The sequence below is a fragment of the Candidatus Ozemobacteraceae bacterium genome, from assembly GCA_035373905.1.
GTDB lineage: Bacteria > Muiribacteriota > Ozemobacteria > Ozemobacterales > Ozemobacteraceae > MWAR01.
The window spans coordinates 110,151-135,270 of record DAOSOK010000005.1 but is presented as its reverse complement, the minus strand read 5'-3'; the positions used below and the strand labels follow the sequence as shown (position 1 = coordinate 135,270).

Annotated in this window: 20 protein-coding genes; 10 read left to right on the top strand and 10 right to left on the bottom strand. The window is 62.8% G+C overall.

The features are described 5' to 3' along the window. Nucleotides 1–7: 7 nt before the first annotated feature. Together PLU72_03785 and PLU72_03780 are read right to left on the bottom strand one after the other, a co-directional pair. Entirely contained in the window at nucleotides 8–1,231 is a 1,224-nt protein-coding gene (locus tag PLU72_03785; protein HOT27286.1) for an efflux RND transporter periplasmic adaptor subunit, read from the bottom strand. Nucleotides 1,232–1,295: 64 nt separating this feature from the next. Then, nucleotides 1,296–1,919 carry a TetR/AcrR family transcriptional regulator gene (locus PLU72_03780; GenBank protein ID HOT27285.1) on the bottom strand — a complete coding sequence of 208 codons (624 nt, stop codon included), beginning with the start codon at nucleotides 1,917–1,919 and terminating at the stop codon, nucleotides 1,296–1,298. A gap of 363 nt (nucleotides 1,920–2,282) precedes the next feature. On the opposite strand from PLU72_03780, the gene PLU72_03775 reads away from it, so the two are divergent. Both PLU72_03775 and hrpB read left to right on the top strand, forming a co-directional pair. Continuing rightward, a complete protein-coding gene (locus tag PLU72_03775) occupies nucleotides 2,283–5,162 on the top strand; it encodes a SpoIIE family protein phosphatase (GenBank protein ID HOT27284.1) in 2,880 nt (959 codons plus the stop codon). Then, complete coding sequence (gene hrpB, locus PLU72_03770) at nucleotides 5,162–7,732, top strand: ATP-dependent helicase HrpB (protein ID HOT27283.1); 2,571 nt, start codon at nucleotides 5,162–5,164, stop codon at nucleotides 7,730–7,732. Before PLU72_03775 ends, hrpB begins: the two co-directional genes overlap by 1 nt. Before the next feature lie 41 nt (nucleotides 7,733–7,773). Here the strand turns inward: hrpB and PLU72_03765 are convergent, their stop codons facing one another. From PLU72_03765 to fba, 8 genes are all read right to left on the bottom strand, one after another. Next, entirely contained in the window at nucleotides 7,774–8,556 is a 783-nt protein-coding gene (locus PLU72_03765) for a flagellin (GenBank protein HOT27282.1), read from the bottom strand. A 103-nt stretch (nucleotides 8,557–8,659) separates the two neighbouring features. Next, a complete protein-coding gene (locus tag PLU72_03760) occupies nucleotides 8,660–9,004 on the bottom strand; it encodes an STAS domain-containing protein (GenBank protein ID HOT27281.1) in 345 nt (114 codons plus the stop codon). A gap of 46 nt (nucleotides 9,005–9,050) precedes the next feature. Then, nucleotides 9,051–11,414, bottom strand: coding sequence for a HEAT repeat domain-containing protein (locus PLU72_03755; protein ID HOT27280.1), 2,364 nt, complete (start codon nucleotides 11,412–11,414; stop codon nucleotides 9,051–9,053). After that, nucleotides 11,415–12,515: a hypothetical protein gene (locus PLU72_03750; GenBank protein HOT27279.1), complete on the bottom strand. Its 1,101-nt coding sequence runs from the start codon at nucleotides 12,513–12,515 to the stop codon at nucleotides 11,415–11,417. 15 nt (nucleotides 12,516–12,530) lie between these two features. Beyond that, on the bottom strand, nucleotides 12,531–13,178 hold the full coding sequence (locus tag PLU72_03745; GenBank protein ID HOT27278.1) for a YbjN domain-containing protein: 648 nt from the start codon (nucleotides 13,176–13,178) through the stop codon (nucleotides 12,531–12,533). Then, nucleotides 13,175–14,647, bottom strand: a complete 1,473-nt coding sequence (locus PLU72_03740) for a tetratricopeptide repeat protein (GenBank protein ID HOT27277.1) — start codon at nucleotides 14,645–14,647, stop codon at nucleotides 13,175–13,177. Before PLU72_03740 ends, PLU72_03745 begins: the two co-directional genes overlap by 4 nt. A gap of 36 nt (nucleotides 14,648–14,683) precedes the next feature. Next, nucleotides 14,684–15,259, bottom strand: a complete 576-nt coding sequence (locus tag PLU72_03735) for a hypothetical protein (GenBank protein HOT27276.1) — start codon at nucleotides 15,257–15,259, stop codon at nucleotides 14,684–14,686. A gap of 1 nt (nucleotide 15,260) precedes the next feature. Further along, complete coding sequence (gene fba, locus PLU72_03730; GenBank protein HOT27275.1) at nucleotides 15,261–16,205, bottom strand: class II fructose-1,6-bisphosphate aldolase; 945 nt, start codon at nucleotides 16,203–16,205, stop codon at nucleotides 15,261–15,263. A gap of 259 nt (nucleotides 16,206–16,464) precedes the next feature. Between fba and PLU72_03725 the strand changes: the two genes are divergently transcribed. From PLU72_03725 to PLU72_03690, 8 genes are all read left to right on the top strand, one after another. Continuing rightward, complete coding sequence (locus tag PLU72_03725) at nucleotides 16,465–17,991, top strand: tetratricopeptide repeat protein (protein ID HOT27274.1); 1,527 nt, start codon at nucleotides 16,465–16,467, stop codon at nucleotides 17,989–17,991. Continuing rightward, nucleotides 17,988–20,207, top strand: coding sequence for a hypothetical protein (locus tag PLU72_03720; protein ID HOT27273.1), 2,220 nt, complete (start codon nucleotides 17,988–17,990; stop codon nucleotides 20,205–20,207). Before PLU72_03725 ends, PLU72_03720 begins: the two co-directional genes overlap by 4 nt. Further along, nucleotides 20,182–20,736 carry a hypothetical protein gene (locus PLU72_03715; GenBank protein HOT27272.1) on the top strand — a complete coding sequence of 185 codons (555 nt, stop codon included), beginning with the start codon at nucleotides 20,182–20,184 and terminating at the stop codon, nucleotides 20,734–20,736. Before PLU72_03720 ends, PLU72_03715 begins: the two co-directional genes overlap by 26 nt. 14 nt (nucleotides 20,737–20,750) lie before the next feature. Continuing rightward, complete coding sequence (locus tag PLU72_03710) at nucleotides 20,751–21,248, top strand: hypothetical protein (protein ID HOT27271.1); 498 nt, start codon at nucleotides 20,751–20,753, stop codon at nucleotides 21,246–21,248. Next, nucleotides 21,245–21,928 carry a prepilin-type N-terminal cleavage/methylation domain-containing protein gene (locus PLU72_03705; protein HOT27270.1) on the top strand — a complete coding sequence of 228 codons (684 nt, stop codon included), beginning with the start codon at nucleotides 21,245–21,247 and terminating at the stop codon, nucleotides 21,926–21,928. The genes PLU72_03710 and PLU72_03705 overlap by 4 nt, the downstream gene beginning before the upstream one ends. 188 nt (nucleotides 21,929–22,116) lie before the next feature. Beyond that, nucleotides 22,117–23,784 carry an adenylate/guanylate cyclase domain-containing protein gene (locus tag PLU72_03700; protein ID HOT27269.1) on the top strand — a complete coding sequence of 556 codons (1,668 nt, stop codon included), beginning with the start codon at nucleotides 22,117–22,119 and terminating at the stop codon, nucleotides 23,782–23,784. Beyond that, nucleotides 23,768–24,460, top strand: a complete 693-nt coding sequence (locus tag PLU72_03695; GenBank protein HOT27268.1) for an HAD hydrolase-like protein — start codon at nucleotides 23,768–23,770, stop codon at nucleotides 24,458–24,460. The genes PLU72_03700 and PLU72_03695 overlap by 17 nt, the downstream gene beginning before the upstream one ends. After that, nucleotides 24,460–25,110 (top strand): methyltransferase domain-containing protein, encoded by a 651-nt coding sequence (locus PLU72_03690; GenBank protein ID HOT27267.1) that lies wholly within the window; start codon nucleotides 24,460–24,462, stop codon nucleotides 25,108–25,110. Before PLU72_03695 ends, PLU72_03690 begins: the two co-directional genes overlap by 1 nt. Nucleotides 25,111–25,120: the final 10 nt, after the last annotated feature.

The window sequence follows — 25,120 nt, the reverse complement described above, 5'->3', positions numbered from 1 at the left end:
CCTCGCCTCACCTCGACTCATCGACAACGTGGACCTGGTCGCCGTCTTCGAGGAACGCCGCCCCCGAAATGACGATTTTTTCGCCGGGAAGAACGCCCGAATCGACGGAGATGAGGTTGCCCACCGGCCGTCCGAGTTTTACCTCTCGCCGGCGGGCGATGGTTTTTCCCTCCGAGGCGGTCACCTGGAATACGGCGAAGGTTTCCCCGTCGCCAGGCCCCGGAACGATGGATTCAAGAGGGATCAGCCCGACGCCTTTCCCCATGTCCGGAGGCAACCCGATCTGGACGATCATTCCCGGTTTCAGAATACCCTCGGGATTGGGAATCGTGACCTCGACGTCGAACAGGCGCGTCTTCGGATCTGCGCTCAGGGCAACGTTCGTCACGTTTCCCCGCACCGGGTATTCCGGCCGGAAATCGAGCCTGCCTTCGAGTTCCATGCCAACGGACACCTTGTCCAAGAGCCGGTCGGGAATGGAAAACCGGAGCTTCAGCGGATCCATCTGCGCAACGACGAACCCCACCGTTCCGGGGCCGATGAGGCTCCCGGGCTCGATATTCCGGGAAAGGACGAATCCGTCGAGAGGCGATCGCACCGAAGTGTCGCTCGTCACGGATTCGATCTCCCGCACCATGGCCTGCGTCGCCTGGATTTTCGCCCGGAAGGCCTCGACGGAAGCCCGGGCGGCGGCGAGGGCTTCGTCCGCGTTGCGACTGCGCGTCCGGGCCGCATCGCGATCGACGCGGGTAATGGTGTCGTTTGCGAACAGCCGCTCGGCGCGCTGATAATCGTCTTGCGCCTGCCGGGCGGTGTTCTCCGCAGCCGAGGCCTGGGCCTGGGCCGCAACCAGTCCCGACTGTGCTTCGAGAACGCCCGCCTGCGCCTGAGACATGCGCGAGCGGTATTCGCGGTCCTCGACCTGGGCCAGAAAAGCCCCCGAAGCGACGCGATCGCCGGTCTGCAGGAACCTCGGCCCCCCCCCGGGTTCGACGATTTCGGCGATTCGTTTCACGTATCCCCCGGTCCGGAAGGCCACGGGAACGACGATTCCCGGCTCGATGGTTCCCGAATATCTGAGCGAAACCGCCTGTTCGTGGTCGGATACGGTTCCGACGGTCACGGGTACGGGACGTTTCATCACCGGCCGTTCCCCGTCCGCACAGCCGGACAGCCCGACAAGAGCGGCCGCGAGAGCGAGGAATGCGATACGCATGCCGTCCGGCTTCATCGATGTTCTCCGAGCCATCGCGAATCACCAAATGCTACGCAATTTGAATAGTAAAACATATATATTACTCTTTGCGCCGTTTCGCCGGCCGGCTTTTCGCGCGTCCAGCAGGGATACGTTCTTGGTCCGGAGGCGGAAGCAGGATGTTCGCGATCACCCGGATCATTCCCTCGACCCCGGGATTCGTCGGCACGTCGATCAGAGAGGACTCCATCGCCCGGAACAGGACGGCATAGATGGCCCAGGCCAGGTCCGCAGGATCCGCATCCATCAGTTCTCCGGCGGCGATGCCCCGGCGGATGATCCCCTCCAGAGTCTTCAGAAACCGCTGAACGACGGCATCGACACGCTCGCAGATTCGGACTTCCTCGGAATGGGAAAACGCCAGGCTGAACAACAGCCTCGTCATGACGGGATTTCGCCCGGATGTGAGGAGCCCCTGCCGGCACAGTTCGAGAAGTTGCTCCCTGGCGGACAGGCGGGCGGGCAGGTCGTGCTGGAGAAGCTGGTCGTAGCCGATCAGCGCCTGTTCGACCAGCGCTTCGAACAACGCCTGTTTGTTTTTGAAATAGTAATAGAGCATGGGCTGGGTGACCCCGGCGGCGGCAACGATCGCGCTGACGGTTGTCCCGCCGTAGCCATGCCTGGAAAACAACTCCAATGCGACCTCCAGGAGCCGCTCCCGCATCTGCGACCCCCCGGAAGACAAGACCGAATCAACCTTTGGCGGCATCATCCCTGCGCTCCATCATATTTACTAAATAGTAGGTTACTTATCAGTAAGTATATGTTCGCCCACGCCCTCTGTCAAGAACGACGATCACGGAGTTTCCGAAATGACCGGATCGCTTCCTGCGCACAAAGGGGCCTCAGCGCTCCGTCATCGGGGCTTCCTTTCGGGAACCATTCCGCAGATGAGCCCCTGCAAATCGGAAATCATCACCGCAGTTTTTTCTGCGAAACCGCCGTGTCCTTCGCGATCTCCGTGATTCAAGGGGGATGAAAATGGTATAGTGAGAAAATCCCGAATGAATCCGGAGACAGGCTGCAGATGAACCGTTGGCCCATTCTGATGAGATGGCTCGCAACATGCCTCGTCTTTTTCGCGTTGCCGGTACTGCTCGTCGCTTACGGTCTCGGTATCCGCTGGAACACCGTCGAACAGGAGTCGATCGAGGAATCGTATCAGCTTCTCGACAACGTCCTCCTGACCTTCCGCAAACGCGAAAACACCCCGGAACTCCTCAGCAGGCTCGTCTCCAAGCTTCGCTTCATAGCCGACGCATCACAAGACAGAACAGGGATCCTTCGCCGGGGAATCATCGCTCTCGAAAAACGGTTTCCAGGCGTTCTCAGGTTCACCGTCACCGACTCCCAGGGCAACATCATTCCGGAACTGACAGGCGGCAATCCGTCGAAACTGCTCGTGAAAAGACTGCATGAGGCCGTATCGAAAAATCCACGGGCGATGCCGGACGAAAACGAAAACGACGCGATGCGCGCCAAAATGGCGCAGATGTGGCCGATGTTCCAGACGTTCATCGGCCGAGAAGCCTCGCTTGCACGCATGAATCTCTACCATCGAAGCCTCTTCGAAGCGTCTTTCCTCGAAACGGGGAGATGGTTCGGGTATACCACCTCACCGAAGGGCTGCATCTTCATCCACGCCAATCACGTTCCCGACTGGCCTCTGCTGGCACTCCGGGACCTGATGGTCCGCTTCATGAAGACCCGTGCCGGCCGCCTCGGCGTCACGGTCGGCATCCAGGATCTCAACTCCCAGGCTCCCATACCGCCAGATCTTGCGCTGGCCCTGGGCGAGTATCAGCGATCCACCCGCGAGCACCACCTGATCGGCGACAAGCTCTTCACCGTAATGCCGTTCTCTTCCACGTCACGACTCTGGGCAAGCCGGCCGAGGAGTGTCGCCGCCGACTTCACCTGGACACGCCTGCTCTTCACCGCGATCGCCACCCTCTTTTTCGCCGCCTGCACCGTCGTCAGCTATCTCGTGATGGTTCGCGGCGTCCGGTTCCAGTTTCCGATCAGGTGGCGGCTCGTCGTCCTGTTCGGCTTTGCGAGCGGCATTCCCCTCGCCGTCGTCATCTTTGCCGGCATGGATTATCTGAATCAGAAATACAAAGCCCGCATCCGCCAGACGCATGACGAATGCGAACGGGCCCTACGGGCCTTCGACGCCCGATTTCCCCAGATGCGCGGCATGATGGAGATCACGTTCGCAAAACTGGTCAACACCTGCCAGACCGACGGCAATAATCTCAGTCGCGTGCGAAAAGTGATGAAGTTCTTCAACAAGCGGTATCTGTCGAACAATATGGTTTTGTATGATGCCTCCGGCGAAGTCGCCGTCGACCTCGACAGAGAATCGGGCGCCGAGGGCCGGCGAGCGCGGAAGATGATGGGTATCGTCGGCGCCCAGGTCATCGCCAATCTGAACCAGGAACAATTCTCCGGCAAGCTCGACACCGCATCCCTCATCATGGAAACCCTCTCGCATGGGGAAAACCTTGCGACCAACCTGACCCGTGAGATCGGCCGGGTGCTGAACCTGTCGCTTGCCGGCAACGAGACCTGGATGCTGATGCTCCCCGTCAAAAATTCGACCGGCCGTGTCACCCACATCATGCTTTCCTACTGGAGGAAGTTCGCCCTCGAGTGTGTCTATTTATCGAAATATCTCGTGCCATCGCAGCGGGCCTTGCCGGGCCTGCGCATGTATGCCTGGAACTCGAGCGAGAAAAATACGCCGGCAGATTTTCCTCTCGCGAAACGGCTGGCCCCCCTCCTTTCCGATCTGAAGCTCAGGCAGTCGACGACGATCGGCCAGCTCACCGGTCTCAACCAGAGCTGGCTCGCGACCGGCATCAAGCCGAAAGAACTGGCGAACCATCTGTTGATCGGCCTCGTGCCGAAAGCGCCGATCATCGAGGAAATGAAGCTGCTCGAGCGGCGGATCTGGATGTTTGCCGGCATGATCGTCGTGATGAGTATATTCCTCGGCGTCCACCTCTCCCAGCGGTTCCTCACGCCGATCGGGGAACTGACCACAGGCGTCGCCGCGATCAGCCAGCGAAAATTCTCGCACCGCGTGCCGGACGCCGGCCAGGACGAACTGGGCGACCTTGCACGGACGTTCAACGGCGTGATGGAAGGCCTCGCCGACCTCGAAGTCGCGAAAATCGTCCAGGAGAGCCTGTTCCCTGGGAACGAGGTGAAGGCCGGAGAGTACTCGATCTACGGCGAATCGCATACGATGACCGCTCTGGGCGGCGATTACTACGACCTCCAGCAACTGCCCGACGGCAGAGTTCTCCTGCTGGTCGGCGACGTCTCCGGACACGGCGTGCCGGCGGCTCTCGTCATGGCCATGGCGAAAGCGCTCGTCGAGCGCGAGAGCGAGGAGCCGACGACTCCGGAATCAATACTTGGAGTTATACATCGAGTTTTATTCAGAACGCTGAAGCGGAAGCGCATGATGACCTGTTTTCTCGCCATTCTCGACCCCGTCCACAACAAGATGCTGTATGCGAACGCAGGACACAACTACCCGGTGAAATTCCGCACCGGCGAGCCGCCGCTTTTCCTCGAACTGCACGGAATGCCCCTGGGAAGCATGAAGAAGAACCTGCTGACTCCCGCCGAGACCGATCTTCAGCCGGGCGACCGCGTCGTGTTCTACACCGACGGCATCATCGAGGCGAAGATCGGCGGCCAGCCGATCGGATACCAGCGCATGAGCGAGGAGATCGCCGCCCGCCTCTGCGACGACGCGCGCAAAAGCTGCGAACGCATCTTCGCCTGGCATCGCGATCTCACGGCCGACACCATGCAGGAAGACGACATCACCCTGCTCGTCCTCACCCGCGCGTCCGCCCCCACCCCGCCCGAATCGCCCCAGGCCGCATCGTAATGCGCAATGGCCTGCCCTTGTTTCCCATCACGGAAACGCTCCCCGGCATCCGCCGCACCCTGGCGGAGGGACAAAACCTTGTCCTGACGGCCGCGCCCGGCGCGGGCAAGACGACGATCGTGCCGCTCGCCCTCCTCGACGAAACCTGGCTGGCCGGCAAGCGCATCCTGATGCTCCAGCCCCGCCGCGTGGCGGCACTGTCTTCGGCACGCAGGATGGCGGCGCTTCACGGAACGCGTCTCGGCGAGACGATCGGGTACCAGGTCCGGTTCGACAAGCGCACCGGGCCGGCCACCCGGCTCGAAGTCTTGACCGAAGGGCTCCTGACGCGCAGGCTCCAAGGCGACCCGTTCCTCGACGGCGTCGGCCTCGTCATCTTTGACGAGTTTCACGAACGCAGCCTGCAGGCCGATCTCGGCCTGGCCATGACGCGCGAGATCCAGCAGACGGTGCGGCCGGACCTTCGGATCCTCGTCATGTCAGCCACGCTCGATCCTGCGCCCATCTGCCGCTTTCTCTCCCCCTGCCCGTCGCTCGAGGGCAAAGGGTTCCTCCACCCCGTGACCCGCGTATGGGCATTGAAGCAGCCGGGCTCCGACATCTGCAAAGCGGCGGCCGACGCGGCGGTCCGGGAACTGGCGAACGATCCGCTTCGCGGCGACATGCTCGTCTTTCTGCCGGGCGCCGGGGAAATCGCCAGAACCACGGGCCTCCTCTCGGAGTCGACCGCGGCCCGCGACGTCTCGCTGGTGCCCCTGCACGGCAGCCTTCCCCTCGACCGGCAAGACGATGCACTGAAGCCATCCGGAAAACGAAGAATTATTATATCTACAAATATTGCCGAGACGTCGCTGACGATCGAAGGGATCACGACCGTCGTCGACAGCGGCTGGTGCCGCATCCTGCGGCTCGACCCGCAGACGGGCCTCGAAAAACTGCAACTCGAGCGGATCAGCAAGGCGAGCGCCGAACAGCGAGCCGGCCGCGCCGGGCGTCTCGGCCCAGGCCGGGTGCTCCGCCTCTGGCCCGAATCCGACCACGCTCTTCTGCCCGATTCGACGCCCCCGGATATCCAGCGCGTCGATCTTGCCGGCGTTTTTCTCACGCTCGCAGCCTGGGGAAAGACCGATCCGGCGTCCTTCGGCTGGTTCGAGGCCCCGCCGGCTCCGGCGATGGCCGCCGCCGTCGAACTCCTGAAAACGCTCGGCGCCCTCGACCGATCGGGCGCGATCACCCCTCTCGGGGCGAAGATGGCCGAGATTCCGGCAGCTCCGCGCCTCGCGCGGATGCTTCTGTTCGCCGCCGGGCACGGCATGGCGCAGGAAGGTGCAGATCTCGCGGCCCTTCTCGGGGAGCGGGATCTCGCCGTGCGCACACAGGACCGCGAGACCCGCATCGTCACACGCAGCGATCTCCTCCTGCGGCTGGACCTTCTCGAAGAGGCCCGCTCATGCGGTTTTCGAGATACCGGTGACCGGATCGACATGCGGGCCGCGGCAACGGCCGACCGCGTCTCGCGGCAGCTGTCGGCGCTGGTCGGGAATCGCGGGAAAAGCGCGCCGGCACCGTCCGGAACGGCTCGCGAAACCCTGTTGCTGAAGACCATTCTGGCCGGATATCCCGACCGGGTGGCGCGCAGACGCGCCGAAAACAGCCTCCAGTTCAGAATGGCGGGAGGTCGCGGGCTCGTCCTCAGCCCCGCCTGCTCCGTGCGCAACGCAGAACTGATCACCGTTCCCTCAGCCGACGCCGCCGCCGGCCGGGGCATCGGGAACGAGGCGCTGATCCGCTGGGCATCCGCCGTGGAGCCGGACTGGCTCCAGGAGCTGTTCCCCTATGCCGTCGGAACCGAGCGGGAGGTCTTTTTCGACCCAGCGAAGGAAGCGGTCGTCGCGCGCAGGCGGAAGCGATATCTCGATCTTCCGCTGGAAGAAACGGTCGTACCGCTCGCCCCCGACGAACAGGAGGCGGCATCGAGACTCCTGGCGGCGGAAGCTGCGAAAGACCCGCGCCGCGCCTTCGCCTGGCCCGAGGAGTTCGACCAGTTTCTTCTGAGACTCGAACTGCTCCGCAGCGCCGCGTCCGAATATGCCATTCCGCACATCGACGCCGGCTGGTGGTCGGAACTCCTTCCGGACATCTGCCGAGGCTCGAGAAGTTTCGCCGAACTCCGGCGACTCGATCTGTGTCGGGAAGTGACCTCGCGCCTCACGCACAAACAGCGGCAGGCCGTCGAACGGCTCGTACCGGAACGCCTGCCGGTGCCTTCCGGAAGCCGTGTCCGCCTCGATTACCAGCAGAAGGGGCCTCCGGTGCTGGCCGTCAAACTTCAGGAACTGTTCGGCCTCACCGAGTCGCCCAAAATCGTCGACGGGCGGGTTCCCGTGCTGGTACATCTGCTCTCGCCCGCCGGCAGGCCGCTCCAGATTACCCAAGACCTGCGCAGCTTCTGGCTGAACGCATACCCGGCGCTCAGACGCGAGATGCGCGGTCAGTATCCGCGCCATCCCTGGCCGGAAGATCCGTTCACGGCCGTTCCGACCCGCCGCGTCGCGCCGAGAAAAAAATAACCGCGGTCAACGACCGCGGCGCCAAGGTTTCAAGGAATGATTCAGGAAAGCAGCTGAAGCACCTTGGAGCGAGAAGCCTCATCGATTTTGAAAACCCGCATCGTGGCTTCCTGCTGGAGCTGCTGCGTTGTCATCTGCAGGACGGCCTGCGCCATGTCGACGTCGCTGATGCGCGACTGCGCGGAAAGGGCGTTCATGAGCTCCTGCTGGAGTCCAGCGATCTCGCTGGTGATGCCGTTGGTGATCGCCCCGACGCGCGAGCGTTCGGAAACGACGGATTCTCCCGCCCGCCCCGCGGCCGTCATGGCGGCGTTCGCGCCGTTCACGGTCGTGACGTCGATCGCCGACGTGCCGAGCGTCGCCGAGTCGAGAGCCGGAACGGCGAACCGGTTGCCGTTCTGGAGCTGGATGTTCAGGCTGCCGTCGAGAAGCGGCTTCGTGTTGTAGTTCGTCGAGCCGGAGATCTGGTCGATGCCGGCGTTGAGCTGGGCGATCTCAGCCTGGATCGCCTGTCGGTCTTCGGTGGTCAGGGTGCCGTTTGCCGCCTGTACGGACAACTCACGGATGCGCTGGGTCATCTCGCCGATCTGGGACATGCCTCCCTCGGCCGTCTGGAGCAACGAAATCTCGTCTTGCCGGTTGGCGATCTGCCCCGTCAGGCTGCGCGCCTGCGACTCGATGGCCATCGCCATCGCAAGGCCGGCCGCGTCGTCGGATGCGGAAAGAATCTGCTTGCCGGACGCAACCCGCTGGACGGTTTTCTCGAGCGACCGCTGGATCTCGGCGAGCCTGTTCGCGGACATCATCGACGTTTTCTCGACCATCTGCCTCACCTCGGGGTCCCCGATATTGTACAGATAAAACGACTGGGGAACCGCCCTATCTTAAATATAGCCGCCAATCGGCGCTTTGTCGATTGGCCGAACGTCAGAACGACCCGACAGCGGCGTCCTCGGTCGGAAAAGCCGTTCCCATCCTGAGAAGGCCGACCATCTTGAACACGTTCATCGTCAGGTCGTTGAGGCCGGTGAAGGCGAGCTTCCCTTTTTTCTCGTCGACGACGATCTCGGTGATTTCGATCAATTGCGCGATTCCCTGTGAATTGATCACGGGGGAGCCCGCGAAATTGAGTACGAAGTTCCGGAATCCTTTGGGGAAAGCCTCTTCGACGGCCTTTCTCAAGGACATTCCAGCGTTTTCATCCAGGTAACCGGTGCTCCTGAGGACGAACACGGCTCCCCTGGCTTCACCCGCGCACGCATACTGGCTCATGGGGGCATCATACGTGCCCCGAACCGCCAATGTCAAGGAACCGGCTTCAATAAGCCATGACCAACTGGGCGAGAATCTCGTCGCCCTCTTTCGAAAGAGGCTTGATCTGGCCGTTGAATTCCGATCCGGCTGCCGGCGGCGCGGCGAGAGCGGTGCCGATCTCGATGAGATAGGTTTCTCCGGAAGCGCCGGCGGGTTTCAGGGTGAAGCGCTTCCCGTCCGACGAAACGCCGGTGACGGTGCCAGAGACGTTTTTCGGCCGTTTGTCGAATCTCGGCTTGGGTGCCGTTTCCGTCGTTTTTCCCGGCTTTTTCGGCGGCGACGAAGGGGGCGCAAGGAACAGGAACCAGATCAGCGCCGTGGCGACCGCCCCCACGAGGACCGAGACGATCGCGAACGGCACCAGACCAGGATCGGCTTTCGGCTCTTTTTCCCCTTCCGCCTGCTGTTTCCGGATCTTCTGAATGTTCGACAGGGCGTACGACGGTTGGGCCGTGGCTTTCTTCGCCCGTTCCGCCTCGAACCGGGCCCGCGCCTTTCCCTTCAGGAACTCGAAATGCTTCTGGGGTTGCCCGCCTGAAGACAGGCTCTCCGCAGCCTCCCTGCACAGGCCGAGCAGCATCTCCTGCCGCGTCCCCTGGGTGTTCTCGACGATCCTGAAGATGCTCATCCAGAGTTCCTCGTCCATGTTCGCCTTGAAGATGGCTATATATTGTCCGATATTTTCCGGATCCTGTTCACGTTGAAGCGAGGAGACCAGCATCTCGCGAACCGCTGGAAAATCGAACTGCGAGGCGCATGAGATCGCGTAGGCCCGTTGCCTGGGCTGGATCGAGGCGAACATTTTCTCGACCAGCGAGAGGGCCTGCTTCTTGTCGAACAGGGCGAATACGCGGACGGCGACGGCCCGGACTTCGTCAGCCGGGTGCTGGATCAGTTTCGGAAGATACGGCGACAGCACGTCGAGGTCGAGAGAGCCCAGAGCCTCGATCGCGGCGGCGGCGGCCGCGTGCTCCCCGCCGGTCAGATACCCCGTGATCAACGGCGCATCGGACTTGTCACCCACCCTTCCGATGGCTTGCACTGTCAGAAGACGCTCTTCGGGCGTGCAGTTCCGCATGAACTCGCGCAGTTTCGGTCTCAGTTTCTTGAACCGCTCGCCGTCGAGGCCGGCCAGCAGTCGCATCCGTTGTTCCGGTTGCAGCTTCTGCAGATCCAGGTCGGCGGCGGCCGCGGCTTTCTCGTCGAGGGCCGCAAGCCGGGAGCGTATCGCGGTGCGGACATCGGCATCCGCCTCGCCGCCGATCCATTCGTCGAGACATTTTCGGGCCTCCGGGTATCCGAGCCGCGCGAAATCGCACAGGCGCAACGCCGCCTGCTTCCGGGTCTCGGTGTCCTGCGAGGCGAGAGAAAGCCTGCATCCTTCGATGAGCTGACGGGCCTTCCGGCGCTGGTAGACTTCCTCGAGTTCGAGCGTCAACTGCTCGGGCGTCTTCTGAACGAGCCCCGCCTGGTGGAGAGACCGGATCACCCCCGACAGGATCTCGCCGACGATCCTCCGCTTCTCGCCGCGGCAGTTTTCTCGAACCTCGAGCAGCCGCAGGGGCTCTTCGGGAGCCGGATTCGCGCGGAACAGGAAGCCGGCCTTCTCGAGCAGCGACGGCGCATCCTCGATCGCGATGAATCTGAGCATGAGGGGCTCGATCTCGGGAAACGGGAAAAAGAACGCCTGAAACAGAGCGGCGTTGCGGTCGTTCGCATCTTCGGAAAACAGCGCCGCCTCGAAGTGGTTCATCGCCTCCTGGGGATCCCAACGGTAGAGGAGTCGGATCGCTCGGGAGCGGATGCCGTGAATGGGGTTCACGAGCAATGGAACGATCAGGTCTTTCAGACTGTCCGGGCTCAGCTTCTCGAGCGCCTCGACCGCCGTCGTCAGGACGCGCGGATCGGCGTGCCGGCACATCGTCTCGATTTGGGCCACGTCCTCGATCGAGCCGAACTTTTTGAAGAACTGAAGGATCGAGGGGAGCAGTTCGGCCGAAAAGTTCCACCAGCCGGCTTCGCGGAGGGCAATCGCGGCGAGCGGCGCCTCGCCGCGCCGGATGCCCTCGACGACGATCGCGAGGCTCAGATCGTCGCGCCCCGGGTCCTTCAGGAGAGCTTCGAGTTCCGCCAGGACGCCGTCGGCGCCGGCGGAAACCGTCCCGGATCTGCGCTCGATCCGTGCCAGCAACTTCTGCATCTGGAACCGCGTTCCGGGATCCGCTTCCGCCGCGGCGCGCCGTTTGAAGGCCGCGAGCGTTTCGGCCGTCCACTCGACATCCTCGACGCGGGACAGAACGGAGAACCTGATCGTCGGGTCAGGCGACGACAGGTCTTCGAGAAGCGCCGCGACGGGATCGATCGCCAATCAGCGTTCCTTCAACCGGGCGTATTCATCGCCGGCAAGGACGTAGGCCGGCTTCATTTCGACCGCCAGCCGGAGCATCTCACGGGCGCTCGAGCGATCGCCCTTCGCGATCATCAGCAGTCCTATATTTCTCAATACATATCGCTGCACGGAGAGTTTCCGGTTCTTGTAGAAGGCTTTCTGGAGAGCCTGCTCCGCCGTTCTGCGATCGCCGGATGCCCATGCGGCGAGTCCCCGCAGGTTCTCGGCCGCGACCGCCAACTCGACGGGCACGTCGGCCGCATCCCCGCTTTCGCTCGCGAAGCGGTTCAGCAGGGCCTCGGCCGCCGGGAAATCGCCCTTCAGATACGCCTCGACGGCGAGCACATACAGGCCGAGAAGCTGGTCGAATCTCTTCTTTTTGAGATCGATGCCCTTTTCGGCGAGCGAGGCCTCCAGCTTCGGATCGCTCTTGAGAAGCGTCCGGAGCTTGTCGAACATCTCGACGTCGGTCTGGGCCTGGAACGGCGTGATCATGACGTCACGGTAGAGGCAGGGCCCGCGGACGGCCCCTTCGGGCCTGAGTCTGTCGTCGTAGGTGATCCACATGTCCGGGCCGAGGGGATAGAAGCCTTCTTCTTTGTACAGGGCGAACGCCATGTCCGCGAAGGCCTCGTGCATATCCGGCCACGAAGTTATCGTTTGAGCTATTTTATTTGCCTCTTCGGGAAAACGGCGGCCGGCTTCCCGGATCAATTCCGCCTTCGGGGTGCGAACGCGGAGCCTGCAGCCGATGGAGCCGTTCGGGAGGGGACCGGCGGGGGTGACGACAAAGCGGAAAAGCCGGCTGGAACCCGAGCCGAGGCGGCCCTTTGGCTCCTCCCGCGGGACATGGGCCCATCCCTGGGGGAGAAGAAGCGATACGTCCACGTCTTCGAGGTCGCCGAGGCGGGCGGTAACGGTGGCAAGCACCTCGACCGGAACGCCGACTCTCGGGATATCGGCCAGCGAGGCGTCGAATCCGTACCAGGAAGGCAGTTTCGGCATATCGGCCGCGACCGGAGGGATCGCGCACGCTCCGATCAGGAACAGGCACAGAAGAAGGCGGAGGGACAGTCGCATGTGAAACTCCTTCGGTCAGTTCACCTTGTCGTGGCGAGGCGATTTGCCGCGCCTGTGACCCGATGTTGAGCGGCCGGAAGAACTCTCGCCGGAGGGATCTTCCGATTCGCCCGGGTCGTCGTCTTCCTCTCCGTCACCGGGGTCCCCGGGCTCGGGATCGTCGGCGACCACCGGGATCGCGTCCCCCGTTTCCACGGGCTGCCGGGTGCCGTAGAGGATATGCATCAGTTTCGGATACGTATCGTCGACGATATAGGCGACGACCATCATCGTCTGCATGCACTGGGCCTTCGTCATCGTGCCGTCTTCGACGATATGGGTGCAGGCGGCCGAAAGGCTCTGGCCGTCTTTCGCCAGCTCGAACCTGATGTCGAAATACTCGTCCATCAGCTGCATGAGAGTCATCAGAAGGTCGAGACGGCGAAGTTCGACGTTGCGGATGAAGCCCGGCACGCGCACCACCAGATGCCTGTTGTGCGCGTAGATGAGCATCCGCATCGTGAGATTCTTGCCCTGGAGATACAATTCGAGGCAGGCATCCGACAGATACTGGAACCGGTAGCCCTCGTCGGTCAGGTGCTTCGCAACCGACTTGATGATCTCGATTTCCCAGGCGGAAGCCTGCGGAGTGTCCTTGTCTTTCGAAGAATGGTCCTGTTTCATGCTGCCACCTCGCGGAATGCGGCCTTGACCGCATCGGATGATACATTGAGCGTCTGAGCGGCAAGAACGACCATCTTCCGCTCCAGTTCGTCGATTTTCCCGTCTCGGATCACGGCCGCCGCCAGCCGCCGAAGAAACGCCTCGCTCCGGAACTCGCCTCCGCCGTCGGTCATGGGACTGCGCGGGGTCGCGGCAACCGCCTCGTCGAGGATCCGGGCGTGCGCCTGGTCGGATATGCGGAGGGCCGCGCGGAACCGGTTCAGGAGGGCCGCTTCATGCTGCGACACCTGGCCGTCGCGAAGCATCTCGGTCACGATGATCGAATAAAACTCCTCGGGGCTCATCGCCCCGTCACGCTCGGGTTGCCCGTCGCGGCCGGCGTCGGCCGCCGGGGCGGGAGAAGCCGGAGCGAGTTCGGGGTGGCGGGCCTGCAGCTCCGCCTTCAAACTATTCCATTCTTGTATATATATATCGCCGATCATCGTCTCGATCAGCGAATTCCGTCTCGCCACCCAATTCCGGAAAAACGCGGCCGACGGCATGCCGGCCGTGCGGTCGAGCAGGACGCCGTATCCCCGGAGGGTGGCGATATACGCGCCGTTCAGGCGCAGGATTTCGCACCGTTTCATCGTCTGGAGCACGAAGGGATCGGCCAGCCAGCCGGCTTCGGCCCGCAGCAGGGCGGCGAACTCGGCGGGCGAGGCGCCGCAGGCGGATGCCATCGCAAGGAGATGCTCCTGCGCCTGGGGCGCGTCGGCCCAGGCTCCCAGGAGGCGCATGTTCAGCGAGGCGAACAGCCGCGAAGTCTTTTGTCCCTCGGCAGCGAGCAGCCTGGCGAAGTGCAGCAGGGCGTTGAGGTAGAACTGGTCGCGTTCGAGCGCCTTCTCGAACATGGCGCGGGCTTCGGCGTTCCGGCCGGAGCGCGCGAACAGGATGCCGAGATTCGCGAACGCATCGGGCATGGCCGGTGACGTCTCGAGTTCACGGCGATATGCGGCTTCCGCCTCCTCGTTGCGACCCAGGAGGCGCAGGCACAGGCCGCGCAGGTTCGCGGCGCGGGGCAGTTCCGGCACCTCGGCTTCGGCGCGGCCGTATGCTTCGACGGCCGCTTCCAGCTCGCCCCTCATCTGCTTTTTGATGCCTTCGTGCAGGAACCCCGAGGCGTCGAACGGCTCGAGTTTCACGACCGCCGCATCGGCATCCTGCGACTCGGGAACGTCACCGGAAGCCAGAACGTGGGCTTTCGCGGAGTTCAGGGCCGTTCGACATTCCGGCGAAACGCTCACCGAAGCGAGGGGCATCCCCGACTGGAATGACAGCAGAACAACCCGATCAGGATTGCCAGGCGCTTCAGCAAGCAGGGCGACCGGCTGGCACATCCAGTCCTGCCAGGTCATGGCGCCGCCGTCCGGCCGGAATACGATCGCGGGTCGCCCATCGGACATACGGAATCTCGTCTCAGTGCTCATCGCCGCTCAGCCTCCTCTTTCCAGGATCATGCTTTGTCAGGGTGCGGGGGGAAACTGCAGACCGGTCGTGTCGTACCGTGACAGTTTCGTGATCCCCCAGCGTTCGATCCGCTGCCATTCGATCTGAACAGGTTCCGTGAGCGTTCGTGCATTCCCCTCGGCATCTTTCCAGGAGCAGTTCAAGGTGCCGGCGCACAGGGCCCAGGTTTCACCGTTGGATGTAAACTCCCTGCCGTCGATGCTCAGGATGATGCCGCTGGCGGATTCGACGAAGTTCCGAAGGTATTCTTGAAAGGCGGAATACCTCAGAAACCCATTCGTTCCGGCCCGAAAATAATATATATTCGAGTCTACATAACGCATCGCGCCGTCGATGTTTTCGGCATTCAGGGCGTCGACGAAACCGTCGACCTGGGCGCCGATCTCCGGCGCCAGCGGGTCGGCGTCTCCGCCGTCTCCCCCTCCTCCGCCGCCGCACCCGGTCATGAAGGCCGCCAGCAGCGCGAGAAAGAGCAAGCAGGCAAGGGCGACCGACGTCGGCCCTGCCCGGAAAAACACGGGCCGGAGCGGCGTTGCCGCCGCCCCGGCGATCGCGGTTCGTCTGTCGGGCACCTCAGGCCTTGCCGGCGCAGCCCATCAGGCGCATCTTGCGGCGCACGACCTCGCGGATCGAGTCGCGGGCCGGGCCGAGATACTTGCGCGGATCGAACTCGCCCGGATTCTCGGCGAACACCTTGCGGATGGCGCCGGTCATCGCGATGCGGAGGTCGGTGTCGACGTTGATCTTGCAGACGTTGCTCTTCGTGGCCGCCCGGGCGATCATGTCCTCGGGCACGCCCTTCGAATCCTGGAGCTTGCCGCCGTATTTGTTGCAGATGGCGACGAGATCTTCGGGCACGGAGCTGGCGCCGTGCAGAACCAGCGGGAAATTCGGAACGGCCTGCTCGATCTCGGCGAGGCGCTCGAAGTCAAGCTTCGCATCGCCCTTGAACTTGTAGGCCCCGTGGCTGGTGCCAATCGCGACGGCCAGCGAGTCACACCCGGAGCGTTCGACGAACTCCTTCGCCTCGCGGGGATTCGTGTAGACCGCGTCCTTCTCCGAAACCGACACCGCGTCCTCAACCCCGGCCAGCTTGCCGAGCTCGGCTTCGACGCTGATGCCGCGGGCATGGGCGTAATCGACGACCTGCTTCGTCAGCTTCACATTCTCCTCGAAACTGTGCTTCGACCCGTCGATCATGACCGAGGTAAAACCGCCGTCGATGCACTTCTTGCAGATCTCGAAATCATCGCCGTGATCGAGGTGAAGGGCGATCGGGATGTCGATCCCGGAACTCTTCGCCATCTCGATCGAAGCCTGAATCAGGTGGATCAGATACTCGTGCCGCGCGTATTTGCGGGCCCCGGCCGAAACCTGGATGATCAGGGGCGACTTCTCGGCGATCGCCGCCTCGAAGATTCCCTGGACGATCTCCATGTTGTTCACGTTGAACGCGCCGATAGCATACCCGCCCTTGAGTGCACGTGCGAACAGTTCCTTCGTTGTGACCAGCGGCATCGTGTAAAGCCTCCTCGTCATTGTGGGGCCCATGGCCCCGAATTGGAATCCGGTCAACGGAAAACGGGCCCCGGCACGGCATGGGCACATGCCCGCCGGTATTGATGCAATCTAGCAAAGCGCCAGGGAAATGTCAAAGGAATCCCCCTCTCTCCCGAATGGTGGGAAAATCTCCGGTTATGGGGTATCATGGTACAAGAGTTGAAATCAGAGGAACGAGTTGATGGGAATGCTCCGTCCCGGCCACGGATGTCGTACATTGCATATCATTCGGTATGCCGTTCTCGTTCTCGTTTCGATATCCATCCCGCTTCTTGCCGCTCCCCAAGCCATCAGACAATGGCTCGAAAAGGCCGAGTTCTACTTCCGCAGCGGCAACCTCAAAGCCGCGGGAACCCACCTGGAACAGGCCCGGGCCGTGGCTCCCGACGACCCCGACGTCGTCCGCCTTTCCCGGTTGATCGCCGAGGCGAAAGCGCAGCGCGTCGCCGCGGCCCTCCGCTCGGCCCAGTTTTACCAGAGCGCCGGCAATCTTCCCGACGCCGAGAAACAATACCGTGAAGTCCTCGCCGTCGATCCGACGAACGCCGATGCCCGAAAGGCGCTCGAAGAGCTCCAGAAGGTGAAAGACACGATCGAGAAATACCAGGAAACCGGCGTGAGCATCGCCCCTTCGACCGGACGGGCGTACGACGTCGTGACCTACTCGCTCGCCTCCCTCCTTCTTCGTGCCCAGGCGGCCTTCGGCCGGGGCGATCTCGACACTGCCGACACGCTCCTGGACGATCTTCTCAAACGCGAGCCCGCGCACGGCCGAGCACTCGCACTCAAAGCCAGAATCGGGAAACTCCGGCAGATCAACTCGCTCCTGTCTTCGCTCGACACCCAGTTCGGCAAAGGCGATTATTTCGCAGCCGTGACCGCCCTCGACAAGCTGCTGCAGGAGTTTCCCGGCCGCCCCGATCTTCTTTTGAAACGCGGAAAGGCGCTTCTGAAGATCAACCGACCGCTCGAGGCTCTCCGCGATCTCGAACGGCTCACGGCAACGTCCACCCTCCCTCCCGATCTCCTCCCGGCCCTGTCGGACGCCTACGACGCGGCCGATATGCCTTTGAAGGCGGCGGCCGTGGCAGGCGCATCTTTCGCCGGCTCCCCGGTGAAACCCCTGCACCGTCGCCTCATCCTCGTCTGGAAAGCCTACCCCTTTTCGGGCAGCCTGCTGGTTCTCGGCCTTCTCCTTCTCCCCGCAGCCGTTTTCTGGACGTGGGTCCAGTTCGACCGGCTTTCGGAACGCCATCCGCCGGGCCGGCTCATCGCGCTCGCCCGCCTTTTCCTTCACGCGGTCATCTTCGGAATCCCGGATGCGGACGCCGAGGCTTGGAAATCGCTTGCGTTGCACGCCGGCCACCCGTGGCTCTCCTATATCGCCGGCCTGCTGCTGCTCCGCCAGGGAGACGCAGTCGCCGCGCAGGAACCCCTTCAGAAAGCCCTGGAATCGCCTGCGCTCGCCCCCCGGGCTTACTTTTTCCTGGGAGTTCTCCGAACCCGCCTCGGCCAGGCCGTCGCCGCACACGACCTCGAACAGTGCCTGCTCGCGGCCTTCCGTGGAGTCGAATCCGCCTTCATCCCGGCGTTTCTGTCCCGCCTCGAGCGGGAAGTGGCCGGGCAGGCAGGCTCGAACGCCGAAGCCTGCGCAACCAGCATCGAAAGCCTTTCCCGACAAGCCGCCCTGGAACTCTTCGGCCAACCGAATGACACGACACAGTCGCACGGAGGTTTGAAATGACGCGGTCAAACCGGTTCAGCATCCATCTTTCCCTGGTCTTCATCTGCTTCATCCTGGCGGGCGGTTCCGCATGGGGACAGATCGAAAATCAACTCGTCGCCCCCGGCTTCATCACGATCACCTCCGACTTCGGCGACTCGCCTGTCAACACGTACGAGGACGTTGATGCGATCACGAACATCCACATCGTCACCCCCTCCCCGACGACGCTGTTCGTGGTCTGGTCGGAACTGATGAACATCCTCTCCAACCATTTCGACCATGCGACGCTCGGACGGCTCCAGGCGATGCTGAGCACCCCCAAAGTCATCCTGGGTGGCCCCAGCGGAGCGGACGACGTCGACAAGTTCTACCGGAAATACGCGTTTCTCGCCCGCGGGCCCTGTCCCGGCGGCTGCAACAATCAGACTCACGATCACACGGATGCGAAATGGCACTACAACACCGTCCTCACCTGGAGCGGTGCCTCCGCTCTCAACGAACCCGCCCACGACAAGCCGGATTCGATCTCGTATCTCGCCGGAATCAACGGCGGCTGGCGGTATGTCGATCCCGTCACATCCTGGCCCGGCCCTCACTTCACCTGCGACTGCGGCAAACGCCCCTGCCCTGATTCGGTCTGCGAAGAGCACGAGGTTCCCGACCCCACGCCCGCGGATCCCGATCGGACGAAAACGGAGCGCGATCATAAGCGGGTCACGGCGAATATCTGCTACAACAACGCTCCGGTCAAATCGGCTCTCGATGCGCATAAAACAGGCAATAAAAAAGAACCGGAGGGAACGGCAACCTTCAAGATCAACTGGCGAGACCGCACGCCGCCCCACATCAGCGGTCCTTCGGGAAACGCGATCGGTCATTTTCCCGACCTCGGCCGAAAACCCGGAACGGGTTCCACAGCCCGACCCGCGACGACCGGCGACTTTTTCAAGCCCAGCGATCTCATCGCCGAGGACAACGACGGCGGCATGCTGACGTCACGATTTGCCATCGGCCGCATGAACGGCCCTGCCGACGCGACCTCGGTCTGGACCCCCACCGAAGAATGGGACTGGATCGGAAGTGCGGCGCTTTCCCTCAGCGGTTCGGCGCTTGCAAAGCACGTTTTTCTCCCGAACGACTGCCTCGGCGAAATGAAATACTCCGTCTTCGTCTGGGACAAAAACAACATCCTGAATCCCGGTTGTCCGAATATCGTCGAAGACTCCCCCGAAACGACCTACGGAATGAACCTGGGCGACCTCGGCCGCGACCCGGGAACGGCCCGGCCGTTTCCGTACACATACGACGAGACGAATCCGATCGATCCTTCCCAGCGTTTTCCCGGAGGCGAAGGGAAAATCTGGATCGAGGACAACGACCTGCCGAACCTGTTGATCAAGCTCGTTTCAAAGCGAGACGAGGGAAAACCCAACAGCGTGCTGGTCTTTCCGCCGCCGATTCAGAACATGCTCACGTTCGACCCCGATTACAGCGGATTCATTCAGAACTCCGTCAAGACCTTCGAGGAACTCGACGCCGCTCCGAACGATAGAGATGCATATATAAAAATTTTGGATCTTGATCTCGGCAACTGCCCGACGTCCGAACAGGGATGGAAATGGAAGTTCCGGATCGATCCTCCGCCCGCAGGCTTTGCGGGGCCCTTCCCGGACACCTTCTGGTACCGGAATTTCCGGCTCGAGGATTACAGCCAGTCGGACAACGACCTGAACGCGGACCCGATCGACGGGGACGAGGCGACCTTCGCGAAGCGCAACGGCTTCGGCCGGTCGGCGACCGTTCTCTGCACGATTCCGGTCATCGAGGATGTACAGTATGATCTCTCCCTCTGGGCCGAAGACAACGTCAAATGGCTCAACGACGAGGACAACCTCCTCAATCTGCCGATCACGCAGATTCCGGCGCCCTATACCGGTGTCGCGCACGCGCGGCTCTCGTACTCGATCGAAAACGTCTACCCGCCGCAGGCAGCCTCCGTCGAACTCCCGAACAACGCCTTCTCCACGCAACCTCTGCCCGTCATCTTCCGCGAACCGACCCCGCCCCTCAGCGGCGGGGCGAACCTCGCGACCCTTCAGAGCGGTAAGTTCCCCTGGGTCGAAGCCACGGTGCGCGATTACGCCGGCCAGACCAGAACGCTCAAAGTCTTCTTCACGGTGACCGATGAGAAAACCAGGATTCGCGTCCTTGAACAGAAGCATATCCGGAACTGACGCCGGCCGCCGAGGCCTGTCGCTCGTCGAACTGGTGATGGCGTTCTTTCTGATCGCCCTGATCATTCTGCCGATCATGCGGGCCCTGCCTCAGTCGTTCGGGATCGCGGGCAGGCAGGCGGACCAGGAAATCGCCATCAAGATCGGAGAGTCGACCGTCAACACGCTCCTTGCCGTTCCGTTCGAGACCGTCAGCGGATCCCCTGGAATCAAACACGTGCCGTTCGACCTGCAGACCGGTTCGGGAACCCTTCCCGTGAGCCTGCAGATCGACGGGCTCCTCGGCACCGGTTCCGTCCGGATCGGCCGCACGGACTACCTGATCCGGATCACGCTCAAGCCCGAGTATTCAGGCCCGCCCCATGCCGCGACGGCTCTCGTCTTCGGCTTCGCCGCACCGCCGCCGGGCGCCGGCGTCGCCTCGTATGCCTGCCCCGACCTGTTCATGATGATCCGGGTGGACGTCGAATACGGCCAGCGGGGGGCCCCCGTCACGCTCGCGACCTTCCGCGCGGACCTGAGGCAATGACCATGAGAAAACGCATGACCCCGCGCCACGGATTCGCCCTCTTCAGCGTTCTCCTGGCGGCCGTCATCATCTTCGTCCTCGCGGCAACCCTGTATTTCAACACCTGCTCCCAGACCGCCGTCCACACGAGACTCGCCGAACAGACGAAAGCCCTGATGGCCGCAAAAGGCGCGATGCAGCTCGCTCAGTACAAGTTCCGCATGCTCCCCTCGGAATTCTATATCCTCGAACATATTCACCGAACGGGCTCCCCCAACGACATCGCGCGCCACACTGCCGCCTGGATGGACGATTTCGACCCGGCCCGCCCCAATTCGCCCGCCGCGCGTCTCTCGGCATCGCTCAACGCCGTCGAAAGCGGCACCTACCAGCTCGGCGTCGCGACGTTCACCCTGGTCACCCGCACGGGAAAAGGGTACACGAAAGACTTCCTGCGCATCGAAAGCTGGGGAAGCTACAATGGCATCCGTCGCTCGCTGGAAACCCTGCTCGAAGTCGAGGTCACGCATTGAACCGCGCAGGCATCACCTTCATCGAGCTGATCGTCACCATCTTCATCGTCGGTCTCTTTTCGGGCGGATTGTATTTCGTTTACCGAAACAGCATGAACGCCTACCAAGCCGCTTCCTGGCGCCAGGAGCGAACCCGCCAGACGGAATTGTTCTGGACCGCCCTCCGGAAAGCCATCGAAGAGGCAACCGACACCCTCATCCGCGACGGCACCGGCCCGGAGTGGGTCGTGAGGGCCGATCCGCGGCCCTTGCGATGGAAACCAGCCACCTCGCCGGCGAACACGCCGGTCCTCGAATGGAAAACCGACCACCTCTCCCCGACCGGCGATCTGGAGTATCGGCTGGCCTACCAGGTCAGGCTGGTCGATCGCAGCCTGCGCATGAGCGCGAGCGTCGAGAGCGGTTCCCCGCCTCCGGGCTTTCAGGCAATGTCGGATCGGGTCATGGTCGATGATGTCGCATCGTTCGATGCGAAGGCAGCCCTGATCAGAGTTCATCCCGGCGATGAGTTTCGCGAATACATCGACACCGGCACCGGAAACCCCTCAGACCCTGTCGCGGGCAGCATTCTCGAGCTGTTCGTCGTGCTCGCCCCGCCGCCCGGAACGTCGTTTCCAGCCGGTCGCCTCCCCCTGAACGGAAAATTCAAACTCTCCATCGGCACGGCTGCCCTTCATTGAGTCCTGCTGAATGAAACCCACCCGTTCGCCCTCGAGGTGTCGAAGGGCGAGATCACCCCGGCTTTCCATTCGCTGGAATCAAGAAGGAAAGAGGGACGTTTGAAAGAGGAAGAGCAGCGTTTGAGTGCCGGGGGGGAATTGGTGTACAATTCCCGGCATCCGATGGATATAAACCGAAACTGAGCTGCATGCGACGCTTCATCCTGGCGCTGGCTTCACTTGCGATGTTTCCTGTCGCCGTTCGCGCGGCGGAGAGCGTCGAGTTCGTCATGCCGCAAAGCCCCCTGCCCTGGGCTCTGTTCGCGCTTTCGTCCGCGGCCGCGGTGGGGCTGGCGGGCGGCCTGATCTACGTCCTTCGGCATGTGCTCGGCGACCGGCGTGTCCGCCTGCGCGACGAGTCCCGGCAGCGCCTCGAAAAAGCCTATGCCGACCGCCTCCGCGAGGAGTATCAGAAAAAGAACGACGAACTCAAGAGCCGGCTGCAGCAGGTGCGTCGCCAAGCCTCGATGCTGTTCAGCAAGGTCAAGAACCTCACCACCACCCTCGATCCGGAAAAAGTCTTCACCGCCATTACGGAGATGCTCGTGCAGGAACTCGGGGTGGCGCGCTATATCCTGTTCCTCCACGATCGTTCCAGGAACGAGCTGTACCCGTTCCGATGGGCCGGCTTCAAGGACGAGATCAGGGACTCCCTCATCCTGCCCGTCGACAAGGTCGAGCATTTCCTCACCTGGTCGTTCTCCCGGGGCCAGCTCGTCTACCGGAACGCCGCCCTCGACGACCCGGAAACGCGCGGTCTCGTCGACCGCGATCCCCTTCCCGACACGCTCGTGGCGATGCCCATCGGCATTCCCGGAGAAACATTTGGTATGATATATATCGAGTCGTTTCAGGACAACCGGCAGGAAGTCGACGAAGCCGACCTGCGGTTCATGGTCTCGCTCGTCTCCTTCATGGGGATGGCAATCTCGAACGCGAACGTGTTCCTCCAGACCCGCACCGAACTGACATCGTCGAAGCAGCTCAGCGAGCGCGAACTCGCCGAGAAAAAGAAGCTCAAGGACATCTTCTCGAAATACACCTCGGCCGAACTGGTCGACACGCTCCTGGCGAATCCGGGTTCGGTCAACCTCGGCGGCATCGAGAAGAACGCGACGATCCTGTTCTCGGACATCGCCGGGTTCACGGCGTTCAGCTCGGGCCTTGCCCCGGCCCAGGTCGTCGCGGCGATGAACGAGTATCTGTCGGCGATGACCGACGTCGTTCTCGAGCACGACGGAGAGATCGACAAGTTCATCGGCGACGCCGTCATGGCCAGGTTCGGCGTTCTCGGCAACCTCCCGTCCTCCGGCAGGTCGGCGATCGAGGCCGCCCTCGCGATGCTCGACCGGCTGCGGCAACTCCAGGCCAAATGGGCGCAGGAGAACCGCGAATGTTTCAAAATACGTATCGGTATAGCAAGCGGCCCCGTTCTGGCCGGCAACATCGGCTCCGAACGACGCCAGGAGTTCACGGTCATGGGCTCCACCGTCAACCTCGCGTCGCGCCTCGAAGCGCTCAACAAGGAGTTCAAGACCACGATTCTCGTCGACGAGAATACTTTCGCCCAGGTGGCGAAAGAGGTGCGCGCCATCCCGCATGAGAACGTGCAGATCAGAGGAATGGAAGGGCGCCTCCGGGTCTACGAGATCCAGGGGATGGTCCGCGCGAAACAGGAAAATCGCAAGGAACTCGCGAACGTCCGCTCCCGCCTGGCCTCCGTCCGGACCGAACCCGTCGCCCCGGCCGAACCTGACAACGCGCCCGCGCCCTCCACATCGCCGCCTCCCGGAGAACCGCATGACGAGACCTCATGATCGCCTGATTCTGTTCGACATCGACGGTACGCTGCTTTCGGCGGACCGGAGCGGGTATTACGCGATCGAGCGGTCGATGATCGACGTGCTCGGCGCCGCGCGCGGTCTCGAAGGGATCCGGCTCGACGGCAATACCGATCTGAACGCGATCAGGCAAGTCTGCGACCGCGACGGAACGGCGTTTCCCGACCAGGAGTCGATCTCGAAATTCAAGGACCATTACACGGCGATCCTGCGCCGGGAAATCGCCGGCAAGGGCCATCTGAAACCTGGCGTCGGCCCTCTCCTGAACGCCCTCGCATCGTCCGGACGGGCCTGTCTCGGCCTGGTGACGGGGAACATTCGCGAAGGCGCCCGAATCAAGCTCGACCGGTTCGGCATCGCAGAGTATTTTCCCTTCGGCGCGTTCGGCTGCGAGCACCCGACGCGGGTCGAACTGGTCGGCCTCGCGATGCGTCGGGCCGCCGAACGCGTCGGAAAGCCGTTCGAACCGGAGACGGTGACCGTCGTCGGCGACACCGTTCACGACGTCGCTTCCTGTCACCCGTGGGGCGTGCGGAGTCTCGCCGTGGCCACCGGGTCAGCCTCCCGGCGCGAACTCGAAGCCGCCGGTGCGACCTGGGCCCTCGACGATCTCTCGGATCTCGACACCGTCCTGAACCTTCTGCTCGACTGATGACGCCATATCAGCCGTTTCGCGGGCGTGCCGCTCCGCCCGCCACAGGGCCGGATGAAAAGACCGTCGCCTACTACGACGAACGCGCCGACGTCTACGCCGAATCATCGTGGAAGCAGGATCTCTCGTTCCTGCTGTCGCCCTTCTGCAACCGGCTGCCCCCAGGGTGTCGCGTGCTCGACCTCGGCTCGGGCGCGGGCAGAGACTCGGAAGCCCTTCGTCGACGCGGGTTCGATGCCGTCTCTCTCGACGCATCGACCGGGTTGCTCGCGGCGCACAAGGCCCGGGGCGGCCGTCTCCTCCTGCGCGGCGATTTCCTGCGCCTTCCCTTCCGTGACGCATGCTTCGGCGGTGTCTGGGCCTGCGCGTCCCTGCTGCACGTGCCGGCCGCCCAGGCTCATGACGTATTATGCGATATCTACCGAGTGATGTCTCCGCGCGGGATTCTCGGCCTGTCGCTGAAAATCGGTTCTGGAGAAAACCGCGACGAGGAGGGCCGCCGCTGGACCTTTTACCTCCCCGAAACGGCGCGTGCCGCCCTCGAACGGGCCAGTTTCACGATCCTCGAGGAAACCCGCAATCTCGACACCTCCGGCCGCAGCATCGAATGGCTCAGCCTCCTGGCCTCCCCCGCCCGCTGCCGGAGCTGAGCTTGCCGGC

Bases quoted from the DNA above. Each gene is read 5' to 3' on its own strand.
- PLU72_03750 (HOT27279.1), bottom strand. From the start codon at position 12,515: ATGCGACTGTCCCTCCGCCTTCTTCTGTGCCTGTTCCTGATCGGAGCG.
- PLU72_03765 (HOT27282.1), bottom strand. From the start codon at position 8,556: ATGGTCGAGAAAACGTCGATGATGTCCGCGAACAGGCTCGCCGAGATC.
- PLU72_03740 (HOT27277.1), bottom strand. From the start codon at position 14,647: ATGAGCACTGAGACGAGATTCCGTATGTCCGATGGGCGACCCGCGATC.
- PLU72_03720 (HOT27273.1), top strand. From the start codon at position 17,988: ATGACGCGGTCAAACCGGTTCAGCATCCATCTTTCCCTGGTCTTCATC.
- PLU72_03700 (HOT27269.1), top strand. From the start codon at position 22,117: ATGCGACGCTTCATCCTGGCGCTGGCTTCACTTGCGATGTTTCCTGTC.
- PLU72_03775 (HOT27284.1), top strand. From the start codon at position 2,283: ATGAACCGTTGGCCCATTCTGATGAGATGGCTCGCAACATGCCTCGTC.
- PLU72_03690 (HOT27267.1), top strand. From the start codon at position 24,460: ATGACGCCATATCAGCCGTTTCGCGGGCGTGCCGCTCCGCCCGCCACA.
- PLU72_03710 (HOT27271.1), top strand. From the start codon at position 20,751: ATGACCCCGCGCCACGGATTCGCCCTCTTCAGCGTTCTCCTGGCGGCC.
- PLU72_03780 (HOT27285.1), bottom strand. From the start codon at position 1,919: ATGCGGGAGCGGCTCCTGGAGGTCGCATTGGAGTTGTTTTCCAGGCAT.
- PLU72_03745 (HOT27278.1), bottom strand. From the start codon at position 13,178: ATGAAACAGGACCATTCTTCGAAAGACAAGGACACTCCGCAGGCTTCC.
- PLU72_03760 (HOT27281.1), bottom strand. From the start codon at position 9,004: ATGAGCCAGTATGCGTGCGCGGGTGAAGCCAGGGGAGCCGTGTTCGTC.
- hrpB (HOT27283.1), top strand. From the start codon at position 5,162: ATGCGCAATGGCCTGCCCTTGTTTCCCATCACGGAAACGCTCCCCGGC.
- fba (HOT27275.1), bottom strand. From the start codon at position 16,205: ATGCCGCTGGTCACAACGAAGGAACTGTTCGCACGTGCACTCAAGGGC.
- PLU72_03695 (HOT27268.1), top strand. From the start codon at position 23,768: ATGACGAGACCTCATGATCGCCTGATTCTGTTCGACATCGACGGTACG.
- PLU72_03785 (HOT27286.1), bottom strand. From the start codon at position 1,231: ATGAAGCCGGACGGCATGCGTATCGCATTCCTCGCTCTCGCGGCCGCT.